We start from the raw sequence: 12,832 nt of genomic DNA on the forward strand, positions 1-12,832 counted from the left end.
GAAACCGGGCCGCGTCTGATCAGGCAAAGATTAACCGATTCGGTAGTTGGGCGCTTCTTTGGTGATGGTCACATCGTGGACGTGACTCTCACGCATACCGGCATTGGTAATGCGAACAAACTCGGGCTTGGTACGCATTTCGTCCATGGTGGCGCTACCGGTGTAGCCCATGGAGGCCCGGATACCGCCAACCAGTTGATGCACGATATTACGCATCGGGCCTTTACAGGCCACGCGGCCCTCAATGCCCTCCGGCACCAGTTTCTCGATGCCTTTGCTGGCATCCTGGAAATAACGGTCGCTGGAACCCTGCCCCATGGCGCCGATAGAGCCCATGCCGCGATACGCTTTGTAGCTGCGACCCTGGAACAGTTCGACTTCACCCGGAGCCTCATCGGTGCCTGCCAGCAGGCTGCCGATCATGACGCAGTGAGCGCCAGCAGCAATGGCCTTGGCGATGTCTCCGGAGAAGCGGATACCGCCGTCTGCAATCAGTGGCACACCGCGGTCCTTCAGGGCAGCGGCGACATTGGAAACCGCAGAAATCTGGGGCACACCAATGCCGGCGACGATCCGGGTGGTACAAATGGAACCGGGGCCAATACCTACCTTCACGGCGTCTGCGCCAGCTTCGGCCAGGGCGATGGCAGCATCACTGGTGGCGATATTGCCGCCAATGACCTGAACATCCGGGTAGTTTTGTTTCACCCAGCGAACCCGATCGATCACGCCCCTGGAATGGCCATGGGCGGTATCCACCACGATCACATCCACCCCGGCTTCTGCCAGTGCGGCTACGCGAGCTTCGGTGTCACCACCGGTGCTGACCGCCGCGCCAACTCGCAGGCGCCCCTGCTCGTCCTTGCACGCCAGCGGATAGTCCTTGGCTTTCTGAATGTCTTTTACCGTGATCAGGCCACGAAGCTGGAACTCATCGTTTACCACCAGAACTTTTTCAATGCGGTGACGATGCAGAAGCTCTTTTACTTCTTCCAGATCGGCGCCTTCCTTGACGGTAACAAGCTTGTCCTTGGGCGTCATGATATCCCGGACGGGGGTATCCATGCGGCTTTCAAAACGGATATCACGGCCAGTCACGATACCGACAAGGTCATTGCCATCGACAACCGGGAGGCCGGAGATATTGTTGGCCATGGTGATATCGACCAGCTCACGCACGGTGGTACCCGGAGATACGGTGATCGGATCCTTGACCACACCACTTTCGAACTTCTTGACCTTGCGGACAGCAGCCGCCTGCTGCTCCACCGTCATGTTCTTGTGCATGATACCGATACCGCCTTCCTGGGCCATGGCGATGGCCAGCTCCGCCTCGGTTACCGTATCCATGGCCGCCGAGACCAGCGGAATATTCAGGGTAATACCCTTGGTCAGCTGGGTTTTCAGGTCGACCTGGTGAGGGAGAACTTCAGAATATCCGGGCACGAGCAGAACGTCGTCAAACGTGAGGGCTTCTTCGGCAATACGCAGCATTGGGATCCGCCTTTTGAACATGCTAAGTTGGGAATTTCCGTGCCGCACCCGCGGCGGTGCGACAAAGCAAAATCCTTAATCGATCTATTATAAAGTGGTGCGTAAGGACAGTAAACCGCGCGGTTTTTGCCATTTGGTTGCATCTTTTTGAATTTCCGTTATTTTTGGCCATCTCTTTCGGCTATTGCTTATGAATAATCCTGGAGCCCGCCCTGTGAGCACCCCTTATCCGGACACCCGCCCACGAGCACTCACAGTCAGTGAGCTCAACCACCAGGCGCGCCACCTGCTGGAATCAAGCTTTATGCAGGTCTGGGTGGAGGGAGAACTCTCGGGCTTTTCCAGACCCTCGTCAGGGCACTGGTATTTCTCACTCAAGGATCAGAAATGCCAGATCCGCTGCGCCATGTTCCGTGGCGCCAACCAGCGCATCCGCACCCTGCCCCGGGAAGGTGACCAGATCCGGATTCGCGGCAAGGTGACCCTGTACGAGAACCGCGGGGATTTCCAGATCATCGTGGAACACCTCGAGCCCGCCGGGCTGGGCGCCCTGCAGCAGGCTTTCGAGGCCCTCAAAGCAAGACTCCAGGGCGAAGGCCTGTTTGACCCGGCCCGAAAGAAACCGATTCCCGCCACGCCCAGACATATTGGTGTGGTTACCTCGCCAACTGGCGCCGCCATCCACGATATTCTGACGGTACTCAAGCGGCGCTGCCCGGCTATTCCGGTCACGCTCTATCCCACCGCCGTCCAGGGCCAGCCGGCCACCGCAGATATTGTCCAGGCCATTGACCGGGCGCAGCAGCATGGTCTGGCCGATGTCCTGATCATCGGCCGGGGCGGCGGCTCCCTGGAAGACTTGTGGTGCTTCAACGAAGAAGCCGTCGCGCGGGCCATTGCCGCCTGCCCCATCCCGACCGTCAGCGCCGTTGGCCATGAGGTCGACGTCACCATTGCTGATTTTGTCGCGGACTTGAGAGCCCCCACGCCGTCGGCCGCCGCTGAGAAGATCTCGCCCGACCAGCAGGACTGGCTCCGTCGACTGACCGAGCAGCAGGGGCGTCTTGGCCAGTCTGCACGCCGCTTATTGCAAAGGCTGGATAACCAGTTGGGGCACCTGTCTGCCCGGCTTCGGGATCCGAGACGGGAACTGCTGGAAAAGGCGCAACGCATGGATGAGCTTGAGCTGCGGCTGAACAAGGCGATCCGTGACAGACTGGACCAGCAGAAGCAGAAAACCGATTACCTGCTTCAAAGGATGAGCGCACAATCCCCACGCCGAACCCTAAAAACGGTAAGAGAACAGACCCAACGTCTCGAGGAACGCCTGACACTCGCGACCCGTCACCAGCTGCGCCAAAAAGACGAGCGATTACAGCACATTGCACAAACCCTTCATGTTGTCAGCCCCCTGGTCACCCTTGGAAGAGGCTACGCCATCGTCAAAGACGACAATGACCGGATCGTTCGCAAGGCTGGTGATCTGGAAACTGGCAGTCAGATTACCGCAAGACTTGGTCATGGCTCGGTGTCCGCCCGGGTGACAGAGATCAATTCTTCGAGCGAATAGAGCCGCAGAGCCTGGCAACTACGCCTATGGTCTACTAGCCCCGGATTTCAAAGCTCCTAAAGTTGTCGATAACAACGATAAAACAACAACACGGACAACCGAGGTGGAGCACAATGAGCTACAACTCCGAATTTCGCCGGTCCATTGACCAGCGGGATGATTTCTGGCGTGAGCAGGCGCAGCACATCGACTGGATCAAAGCCCCGAATACGATCTGGCGCGCCCTCGATAACGGCCATGGCGAGTGGTTTCCAGACGGTGAGCTGAACACCAGCGACGTAGCCCTGGATGCCAATATCCGTGCCGGCCGCGGCGACCAGAAAGCCCTGATTTATGACTCCCCGGTCACCAACACCAAACAGTCATTCACCTACAACGAACTGCGTGATGAAGTTGCCCTGTTCGCCGGCGCCCTGCGTGCCCGCGGAGTAGAAAAAGGTGACCGCGTAATCATCTATATGCCGATGATTCCTCAGGCAGCCATCGCCATGCTGGCCTGCGCCAGGCTAGGCGCAGTCCATTCGGTGGTCTTCGGCGGTTTTGCAGCACACGAACTGGCCGTTCGCATTGAAGATGCCAAACCCAAGGCACTGATTACCGCCTCCTGCGGCATCGAAGTTACCAAGGTGATCGAATACAAACCGCTGGTAGACAAGGCCATAGAGCAATCCAGCCACAAACCGGACGCGTGCGTGGTATTCCAGCGGCCACAGGTCAAGGCAACCATGCAGGAAGGCCGAGACTTTGACTGGAACGAGATCGTGGCCAACGCCACCCCGGCCGAACCGGTACCCGTCAAAGCCAACGACCCACTTTATATTCTCTACACCTCCGGTACCACCGGGAAACCCAAAGGCGTCGTCCGTGACAACGGGGGCCACGCCGTTGCCCTCACTTACAGCATGAAGCTGGTCTACGACGCCAAACCCGGAGACGTTTACTGGGCGGCCTCAGATGTTGGCTGGGTGGTAGGCCATAGTTACATTGTTTATGCACCGCTCTTTACCGGCTGCACCACCATTTTTTACGAGGGCAAACCGGTAAAAACCCCGGATGCCGGCGCATTCTGGCGCGTGGTTCAGGACCACAAGGTCAATATGCTGTTTACCGCGCCCACCGCATTCCGTGCAGTGCGCAAGGAAGACCCGGAAGCAGATCAGTTGAGCCGCTACGATGTTTCCTCCCTCAAACGGATTTTCCTGGCCGGCGAGCGCCTGGATCCACCCACCTATGAATGGCTGAAGGAGCATACCGGGCTGCCCATCCTCGATCACTGGTGGCAGACCGAAACGGGCTGGGCCATATGCTGCAACCCGGTCGGCATTGAAATGATGACTACGAAACCCGGCTCTGCAACCGTGCCCTCACCCGGCTTCAACGTTCAGGTAGTGGACATGGAAGGCAGCCAGGTACCCGCGGGCGAACAGGGCCAGGTTGCAGTCAAACTGCCATTACCGCCGGGCTGCCTGATGACCGTATGGGGCGACGACCAGCGCTTCCAGAACAGCTACCTCAAGCCAATCCCTGGCTTCTACAGCTCCGGCGACGGTGGTTTTATCGATGATGACGGCTATGTCTTCATCATGGGGCGGACGGATGATGTAATTAACGTCGCCGGGCACCGGCTCTCTACCGGCGAGATGGAAGAAGTCGTTGCATCCCACCCGGCGATCGCGGAATGCTGCGTAGTGGGCGCTCATGACGATATGAAGGGTCAGATTCCGGTTGGCCTGGTGCTGATCAAAGATGGCGCCACCATTGACCAGGATGAACTGGAGGAGGAGCTGGTAGAGATGGTTCGCGAGAAGATCGGGGCTATTGCCTGTTTCCGCCGGGCTATCGTTGTTGACCGTTTACCCAAAACCCGCTCCGGCAAGATCCTGCGACGTATTATTCGCCAGATTGCCGATGGCGAGGAGTACACGGTACCCAGCACCATCGACGACCCGGCCATTCTGGAAGAAATCAGCGAGAAATTCGGTCGCTGATCAAACCTCCATCCGCTGAGCCACAGAACACCCGGGGCGCTCTTGGTCGAGAGCAGCCCCGGGTTTCACTTTGATTACAACTTATTGTTTTTTATCAATTAAAAAACACTTGCTGATCATAAAAAAAACAATTGACGCCTTTCAAAGTCGGTCTATACTGAAAATTGCTGTGTACTTCTGCAGCGTTATTTGGCGAATGCGTTACAACGTCCTGCCCTTGGCTTTTCGTTGCCCCTTCCTCAGTGCGCTCCGGATGTCCCAGCTCGAAAGAAGGTCCCGTGAGGGAAAATTATCAGTAAGACAGGAAAGATCGATGTCCGATACCAAAACCGGCCACGTAAAGTGGTTCAACGAATCCAAGGGCTTTGGCTTCATCGCCCAGGAAGGCGGCAGTGACGTTTTCGTTCACTACAGTGCAATCAACGCAAACGGTTTCCGTACTCTGGCCGAAGGTCAGCAGGTACAGTTCACCGTAACCCAGGGCCCGAAAGGCCCGCAGGCCGAAAACGTAACGCCGCTCTAAGCCGTTATGTTAACGTCCTGATGCCCCTCACGGGCAGAAACAAGAAAGGCCGGTAATCCTGGGATTACCGGCCTTTCTGTTTGTTTAAGGGATTATCCGTTCAGGCAGTCTCGGCTGCTTCTGCAGAAACAGACTCGGACCGACTATCATCGAGCACCTGGGCTACAGCCGAGAACAGAGCTTGCAACGTTGCCGAGGTGGTATCCTCTGCCAGGGCTGCCGCACTGCAGTGCTTGCCATTGGCTGTGAGCCGTATGCATGCCAGAGCATTGGCATTGGTACCCTCGCCCAGCGCAAACTCATCATAGGCTTCAACCGCCACCGAGACCCCAAACTGCCGGGACAGTGCATCGGAAACGGCCTCAACGGCTCCCAACCCACGACCTTCAAGGGTAACCGGCGCGGCATCACCCCCAACAACCACCTCGGCCCGCACCCCATTGTCATCCCGATGCAGGTCATAGGAGCGAAGAGCCCAATCGCTGTGCACCTTCAGATATCGCTCTTCAAACAAACGGTGAATGGTGTGTGAGTCGATCTCGCCCCCATTGGTTTCAGCCTCGCGCTGAACCACCTTGCTGAACTCGATCTGCAGCCACCGCGGCAAGGTAATGTCGTAGTCGCGCTCGAGTACGTAAGCGACGCCGCCTTTGCCGGACTGACTGTTGATACGAACCACTTCCTCGTATCGGCGACCGACATCGAACGGATCGATGGGCAGGTAAGCCACGTTCCAGGCATCGCCCTCTTTCCGACGGGAGAGACACTTGCGAATGGCGTCCTGATGGCTGCCGGAGAAAGCGGTAAAGACCAGCTCACCGGCATAGGGATGACGCGGATGAGTGGAAATTTCGGTGCACGCCTCCACCACTTCGGTGATTTCGGCCATGCCGGACAGATCCAGGGTAGGGTCAATCCCCTGGGAATACAGGTTCATAGCCATGGTGACCAGGTCCATGTTACCGGTGCGCTCGCCGTTGCCCATCAGGGTGCCTTCCACCCGATCTGCCCCGGCCATCACGCCGAGTTCGGCAGCGGCCACCGCGCAGCCCCGGTCATTGTGGGTATGCAGGCTGATGCTGATGTGCTCCCGATAGCGAATGTTGTCACAGATCCACTCCACCTGATCTGCGAAGACATTGGGCGTTGCCATTTCAACAGTCGCCGGCAGGTTAATGATAACCGGTTGCCCCTGGTCCGGGCGCCAGACATCGTTGACGGCATCAATCACACTGGCCGCAAAGTCCAGCTCCGTACCGGTAAAACTCTCTGGCGAATACTGGAAGGTCCACTCCGTGTCCGGATAGCGGGCGGCGATATCCCGCACGATGGTGGCGCCGTGGACCGCGATATCGCGGATACCGTCCCGGTCCAGCCCGAACACCTGCTCACGCTGCACGGTTGAGGTGGAATTGTAAACGTGAACAATCGCCCGTTTGGCACCCTCAAGGGCCTGGTAAGTCCGCTCGATCAATTCAGGGCGAGCCTGGGTCAGCACCTGGATCTTTACATCATCCGGAATCCGGTTTTCTTCGATCAGCTTGCGACAGAAATCAAAGTCCGGCTGGCTGGCTGCCGGGAAACCGATTTCGATCTCTTTGAAACCCAGCTTGACCAGCAAATCGAATAAGCGCTGCTTCTGGGCAACAGACATGGGTTTGACCAGGGCCTGGTTGCCGTCCCGAAGATCTACAGCGCACCAGGCCGGGGCTTTCTGGATAACCTGATCGGGCCAGCGACGGTCTTTCTTGGCGACCGGCTGGAAAGCAACGTATTTGCGATGGTCAAAAGCCATGATGAAAATTCCTTCCGATATCAAACAGTGATTGGAACACACACAGTGTAAAGGCTGGAGCGAGCTATTTGGTTGCCATTTTCTGGCCGCACGACCAGATAATGCCATATAATTTCATAAATTCTTAAATAAGAGACAGAAAATGCCTGATACCGAGAAAACGCTTGTCAAAATTGACAGGCTCGATCGAAAAATCCTCGAACAATTGCAAAAAGACGGCTCACTGACCAATCAGCAACTGGCCGAGAAGGTCGGCCTATCCCCTTCCCCCTGCCTTCGGCGAGTTCGCGCCCTCGAGGAGGCGGGCATTATCGTGCGAACGGTCACCATTCTGGATCACAAAAAACTGGGGCTGTCGCTCACCGCCATTATTCTCATTGGCATGGACCGGCATACACCAGAGCGCTTTGCCGCGTTTGAGGAACAGGCGGGGGAATACCCGGAGGTTCAGGAGTGTTATCTGATCACTGGTCAGAGTGCGGATTACATGCTCAAAGTGGTCGTGCCGGATATGGACCACTACCACCACTTCCTGTTGAACAGGATAACCCGTATTCCCGGTGTTAGCGGTGTTCACTCCAGCTTTGTTCTCCGGCGCGTCATCGACAGCACCGCACTGCCGCTGGGTTATCTGTCCTGAGCCACCAGGTTGTCCAGATAGGCACGGGCCATGGCTTTCATTTCCTGCACCAACAGCACGCCCTGCTCGTCCGGCAGGGTGGCCGCCAGCCGAAGAATCGTGCCGGCGGAACGGGGTAACAGCAAACTGGCTGTCCAGCGGCGATCTGCCGGCAAATCGGGATACTCCTCCTGCAGACGGGCATCCAGGTCCCGGGCGTTGCTGTAGAGTTCGCGAAGATCCAGCTCCCTCAGTTCCGGCATGGCTTCCACACCGCTCCAGATCGCGGAATAGGCGGGCTCCGTTCGGTAGAACTCGTAAAACAGATCGATCAGAACATCTACCGCATCGCTCAGGCTCAGTTGAGGCAGTTTGGCCCGCAACGCCAGCTCCATCTTCTCAACATGTCGCTCCGCAATAGCGTTGACAATCGCCGCTTTATTCGGGAAATAGCGATAAAGCGATGCCAAAGACATGCCGGACTGGCGGGCAATGGCAGACATACTGGCACTGTCGACGCCCTGCTCGTGAAAGATCCCGGCAGCATGCTGCAGTATGGTGTTCACCCGTTCCCGGCTGCGGGCCTGAACCGGGCGCCGGCGGGGTGACACATCGATGGATTCGTCAGTCATTATCTGTACCTTGTGATGCAGGCTCCGTACAATAACGCCCACTCTACGACAATGAAAGGCTGTGGCGGGCATCCCGCCTTGCCAATTAGTCTGACTCCCACTTTTCTGATGACAGCGGAAGACACGATGCGAGCGAGCCGTTACCTGATAGCTACCCAGAAAGAGACCCCTTCCGACGCCGAGATTATCAGCCACCAGCTGATGCTGCGGGCGGGCATGATCCGTAAACTGGCCGCCGGCCTTTACACCTGGTTGCCGTTAGGGTTGCGCACCCTGCGTAAGGTGGAGCGAATCGTCCGTGAAGAAATGGACAAGAGCGGCGCCCAGGAAGTTCTCATGCCGGCGGTACAACCCGCCGAGCTGTGGCAGGAATCCGGCCGCTGGGAACAGTACGGTGGAGAACTGCTGCGCCTGAACGACCGCCATGGCCGCGATTTCTGCTTTGGCCCCACTCATGAAGAAGTTATCACCGATCTGATCCGGAACGAACTGAAAAGCTACAAAGAGCTGCCGGCCAACTTCTACCAGATCCAGACCAAGTTCCGCGATGAGCGCCGCCCGCGGTTTGGCGTGATGCGCGCCCGCGAGTTCATCATGAAGGATGCTTACTCATTCCATCTGAACGCGGAATCCCTGGATGAAACCTATAAGGTGATGCACCAGACCTACTGCAACATTTTCGATCGGCTGGGGCTCGACTACCGTCCGGTACAGGCGGACTCCGGTTCCATTGGTGGCAGCTCCTCCCATGAATTCCACGTGCTAGCCTCCTCTGGCGAAGATGCCATCGTATTCAGCACCAGCGGTGACTACGCCGCCAACATCGAAAAAGCCGAAGCGGTAGCACCTGCCGGCGAGCGCCCTGCCCCCGGCGAGGAACTGAAAGAAGTTCACACACCGGGTCAACGCACCATCGACGCCGTTTCCCAGTTCCTGGGCATGCCGGCTGAGCGCAGTGTGAAAACACTGCTGGTAAAGGCAGAGGCGGATGAGAATGGTGAATCCGGCCTGGTGGCCCTGATTCTGCGCGGCGATCACACCCTGAATGAGATCAAGGCTGAGAACCTCCCCGGCATTGCCGAGCCGCTGACCATGGCAACCGACGAGGAAATCGAAAAAGCCATCGGCTGCAAGCCAGGCTCCATCGGCCCGGTCAAGCTGCCGGTGCCGGTTATCGTGGATCGCAGCGCAGCACACCTGGCAGACTTTGTCTGCGGCGCCAACAAGGATGATTATCACCTGACTGGCGTAAACTGGGAACGTGATGCCGAAATCAGCCGTGTGGAAGATCTTCGCAATGTGGTCGAGGGCGATGCCAGCCCGGATGGGAACGGCACACTGGAGATCCGTCGCGGTATTGAAGTTGGCCACATTTTCAAGCTAGGAAACAAGTACAGCAAGGCCATGAACGCCTCGGTTCTGGATGAACACGGCAAGACTTCGATAATGGAAATGGGCTGCTATGGTATTGGCGTTTCCCGCATCGTCGCGGCGTCCATCGAGCAGAACCACGACGAGAAGGGCATCATCTGGCCGGATGCCATCGCACCGTTCGAGGTGGCCATTGTTACCCTGAATGGCCACAAATCTCCGGTGGTGGCCGAGGCTGGCGACAAACTGTACGAACAGCTTCGCCAGGCTGGTTACGATGTCCTGCTGGACGACCGTAACGAACGCCCGGGTGTGAAATTCGCAGATATGGAGCTGATCGGTATCCCCCACCGCTTCGTGGTCTCAGAACGCGGCCTGAGCGCCGGAACCCTGGAATACAAGGGTCGGCGAGACGAGGAAAAACAGGATATTCCTGTGGATGAGGCTCTGTCGTTCCTGGTGAAGGCGTCGCCCAAAGGCGGCTTGTAACCCTGATCAAACTCACCGGGAGACTGCCTTCAGTCTCCCGGTGAGTTAACGACGTCTCCGCAGATCAGGCGTTGCCCACGATCCCCGGCTCCATCTCCAGCTCAACGCCGAATTTCTCAAGCACAGACTGACGCACGTCATCAGCCAGGGACAGTACATCCTGGCCAGTTCCACCGGAATGATTGATCAGCACCAGCGCCTGGCGGTTGTGAACCCCCACCCGACTGTTGCGAAACCCCTTCCATCCGGCCTGGTCAATAAGCCATGCAGCCGCCAGTTTGACCTGACTATCCGCGGGATAGGACACAACATCCGGAAACCGGGCCTGAAGCTCCCGAAACTGAGCCAATCCTATAACCGGGTTTTTGAAGAAACTGCCTACATTCGGCAATACCGCAGGGTCCGGCAGTTTGCGATGGCGCACGGCCATCACGCCTTCGGCCACCGCCAGGGGTGTTAACTCAGCCTCGTTAACGTCGCCAAAGTAATCCTGAAGATCCCGATAGCCAATCTTCAAAGGCGCATTACGGGACAACCGGAGCCGGATTTCAAGGATGATGTAGTAGCCCGGCCGGTGCTTGAACAGGCTGTCGCGATAGCCGAACTCGCAGGCGCTTGCAGGCAGGGTTTCAACCTTCAGAGTCTGGCGGTTCAGTACCGTGACACTGTCAAGACAGTCACCCAATTCGGTGCCATAAGCCCCGATGTTCTGTACCGGGGCGGCACCGGCGGTGCCCGGGATCAACGCCAGGTTCTCGATCCCGCGATAACCGGAACGAGCGGCGTAAAGCACAGCCTCGTGCCAGTTCTCACCGGCTTTCAACACCAGTACCGCGCCGTGATCGTCTACCTGCTCCCAGCTTCGGCCACGCAGTGCCATCCGGATGACCAGGCCGGGATAATCGCCGGCAAACACCAGATTACTGCCACCGCCCAGTACCAGAATGGACTGTTCGTGGTTACAGGCCCAGGAAAGCGCCTGTTTGAGCTGATCCGGATTTTCGACTTCCACCAGGTATCGGGCCGTTACCGGCACAGCCAGGGTATTCAATCCCTGAAGGCTGGCCCACTCCTGAATCTGCAGATCCTGACTCAAGCCAGCCGCCTCCGGATTTCGTCCAGGAGGCCGGAACTGGCGTCATGAATCAGATCAAGCACGTGCTCAAATCCATCCTCTCCGCCGTAGTAAGGATCGGGCACCTCGGCCAACCGGGAGTCACCGTAATCCAGAAACAAGCGCGGCTCCGTGCCCCCATTCTGGTGCCAGACCTCTCGAACATCCGCGAGATTAGACCGATCCATCACCAGCACATAGTCAAATTGATCCAGATCTTCTGCACGGAACTGGCGGGCACGAAGGTCGCTGATGTCGATACCACGGCGCGCCGCGGCGGCAGTTGCCCGCTCGTCCGGAGATTTACCGATATGCCAGTTGCCGGTGCCGCAGGAGTCAATATGCAGTCTGCCGAACAGGCCCTGTTCCCGGGCGAGGTGGCGAAAAACGCCCTCAGCACTGGGAGAACGACAGATATTGCCCAGGCAGACAAACAGCACGCTTACACGATCAGCCACGGGCACCCCCTTTTTCCATCAGCGCCCGCAGACGGGCCAGATCCTCTTCGGTATCTACCCCCGGAGCAGGAGGCCGGTCCGCCACATCCACATGAATAAGAGCGCCGTTATAGAGTGCCCGCAACTGTTCCAGGGATTCCACCCGTTCGGTGGGGGCCGGCAGCCAGGTAACAAACTCACTGAGCACACTGGCACGATAACCATAGATGCCAATGTGCCTGAAATAGCCGATGCCATCCGGAAGGTCCACGTCCTGGGTAGCAGCCCCCGCTGGCCAGAAGTCCCTGGCCCAGGGAATCGGTGCCCGACTGAAATAATGAGCCATACCCCGGGCATCGAAGACCACTTTCACAACATTGGGGTTGAACACCTGGCGGGCATCGTGAATCCGCTCGCACAGTGTTGCGATGGCGGCCTCCTGGTACTGTTCAAGGTTATCGGCAACCTGATTGATCAGTTCAGGCGGAATCAGAGGCTCGTCCCCCTGAACGTTGACCACGCGATGGTCCGGATCCAGCTGCAGCTTCCTCGCCACTTCCTCAAGGCGGTCTGTGCCACTGGCATGGTTGGGCGAGGTCATGATGACTTCGGCACCAAAACCTCGACACGCCTCCTCGATACGGGCATCGTCGGTCGCGACCACCACGCGGCTGGCGCGGCTCTCATTCGCCCGCTCGCAGACATGCTGGATCATCGGCTTGCCGGCAATCATGGCCAGAGGTTTGCCGGGCAAACGGCTGGAAGCGTATCGGGCGGGAATGACAACGGTAAATGACATG

Annotated in this window: 11 protein-coding genes; 5 read left to right on the top strand and 6 right to left on the bottom strand. The window is 57.8% G+C overall.

Going from position 1 to position 12,832, the window contains the following annotated elements; all coding sequences use genetic code 11:
• Positions 1–30: 30 nt before the first annotated feature.
• The gene (gene guaB, locus ACSSVV_RS01505; RefSeq protein WP_022991076.1) at positions 31–1,494 is read right to left on the bottom strand and encodes an IMP dehydrogenase; all 1,464 of its coding nucleotides are present in this window, start codon (positions 1,492–1,494) and stop codon (positions 31–33) included.
• 190 nt (positions 1,495–1,684) lie between these two features.
• Between guaB and xseA the strand changes: the two genes are divergently transcribed.
• The 3 genes from xseA to ACSSVV_RS01520 all read left to right on the top strand — a co-directional run bounded on the left by xseA (position 1,685) and on the right by ACSSVV_RS01520 (position 5,575).
• On the top strand, positions 1,685–3,064 hold the full coding sequence (gene xseA / locus ACSSVV_RS01510; RefSeq protein WP_036148472.1) for an exodeoxyribonuclease VII large subunit: 1,380 nt from the start codon (positions 1,685–1,687) through the stop codon (positions 3,062–3,064).
• A gap of 62 nt (positions 3,065–3,126) precedes the next feature.
• On the top strand, positions 3,127–5,052 hold the full coding sequence (locus ACSSVV_RS01515) for a propionyl-CoA synthetase (RefSeq protein WP_264192109.1): 1,926 nt from the start codon (positions 3,127–3,129) through the stop codon (positions 5,050–5,052).
• A 313-nt stretch (positions 5,053–5,365) separates the two neighbouring features.
• Positions 5,366–5,575 (top strand): cold-shock protein, encoded by a 210-nt coding sequence (locus ACSSVV_RS01520; protein ID WP_011785214.1) that lies wholly within the window; start codon positions 5,366–5,368, stop codon positions 5,573–5,575.
• Between the two features lie 100 nt (positions 5,576–5,675).
• On the opposite strand, the gene leuA is transcribed toward ACSSVV_RS01520, so the two are convergent.
• Positions 5,676–7,370: a 2-isopropylmalate synthase gene (gene leuA / locus ACSSVV_RS01525; RefSeq protein WP_011785215.1), complete on the bottom strand. Its 1,695-nt coding sequence runs from the start codon at positions 7,368–7,370 to the stop codon at positions 5,676–5,678.
• Between the two features lie 142 nt (positions 7,371–7,512).
• Between leuA and ACSSVV_RS01530 the strand changes: the two genes are divergently transcribed.
• Positions 7,513–8,010 carry an Lrp/AsnC family transcriptional regulator gene (locus tag ACSSVV_RS01530; protein WP_454105451.1) on the top strand — a complete coding sequence of 166 codons (498 nt, stop codon included), beginning with the start codon at positions 7,513–7,515 and terminating at the stop codon, positions 8,008–8,010.
• Here ACSSVV_RS01530 and ACSSVV_RS01535 read toward each other — a convergent pair.
• On the bottom strand, positions 7,998–8,621 hold the full coding sequence (locus tag ACSSVV_RS01535) for a TetR/AcrR family transcriptional regulator (RefSeq protein ID WP_454105452.1): 624 nt from the start codon (positions 8,619–8,621) through the stop codon (positions 7,998–8,000). The two genes, ACSSVV_RS01530 and ACSSVV_RS01535, sit on opposite strands and share 13 nt — an antisense overlap.
• Before the next feature lie 126 nt (positions 8,622–8,747).
• Here ACSSVV_RS01535 and ACSSVV_RS01540 point away from each other — a divergent pair, with 126 nt between their 5' ends.
• Positions 8,748–10,481: a proline--tRNA ligase gene (locus tag ACSSVV_RS01540; RefSeq protein ID WP_023010008.1), complete on the top strand. Its 1,734-nt coding sequence runs from the start codon at positions 8,748–8,750 to the stop codon at positions 10,479–10,481.
• A 64-nt stretch (positions 10,482–10,545) separates the two neighbouring features.
• On the opposite strand, the gene murB is transcribed toward ACSSVV_RS01540, so the two are convergent.
• Genes murB through kdsB form a run of 3 tightly spaced genes read right to left on the bottom strand, consistent with a single transcriptional unit; the run spans position 10,546 to position 12,831 of the window.
• Positions 10,546–11,577 carry a UDP-N-acetylmuramate dehydrogenase gene (murB, locus tag ACSSVV_RS01545; RefSeq protein ID WP_454105453.1) on the bottom strand — a complete coding sequence of 344 codons (1,032 nt, stop codon included), beginning with the start codon at positions 11,575–11,577 and terminating at the stop codon, positions 10,546–10,548.
• On the bottom strand, positions 11,574–12,053 hold the full coding sequence (locus ACSSVV_RS01550; RefSeq protein ID WP_023010437.1) for a low molecular weight protein-tyrosine-phosphatase: 480 nt from the start codon (positions 12,051–12,053) through the stop codon (positions 11,574–11,576). The genes murB and ACSSVV_RS01550 overlap by 4 nt, the downstream gene beginning before the upstream one ends.
• Positions 12,046–12,831, bottom strand: coding sequence for a 3-deoxy-manno-octulosonate cytidylyltransferase (gene kdsB, locus ACSSVV_RS01555; protein WP_114433972.1), 786 nt, complete (start codon positions 12,829–12,831; stop codon positions 12,046–12,048). Before kdsB ends, ACSSVV_RS01550 begins: the two co-directional genes overlap by 8 nt.
• Position 12,832 lies beyond the last annotated feature (1 nt).

Source organism: Marinobacter sp. MBR-105, assembly GCF_053628895.1.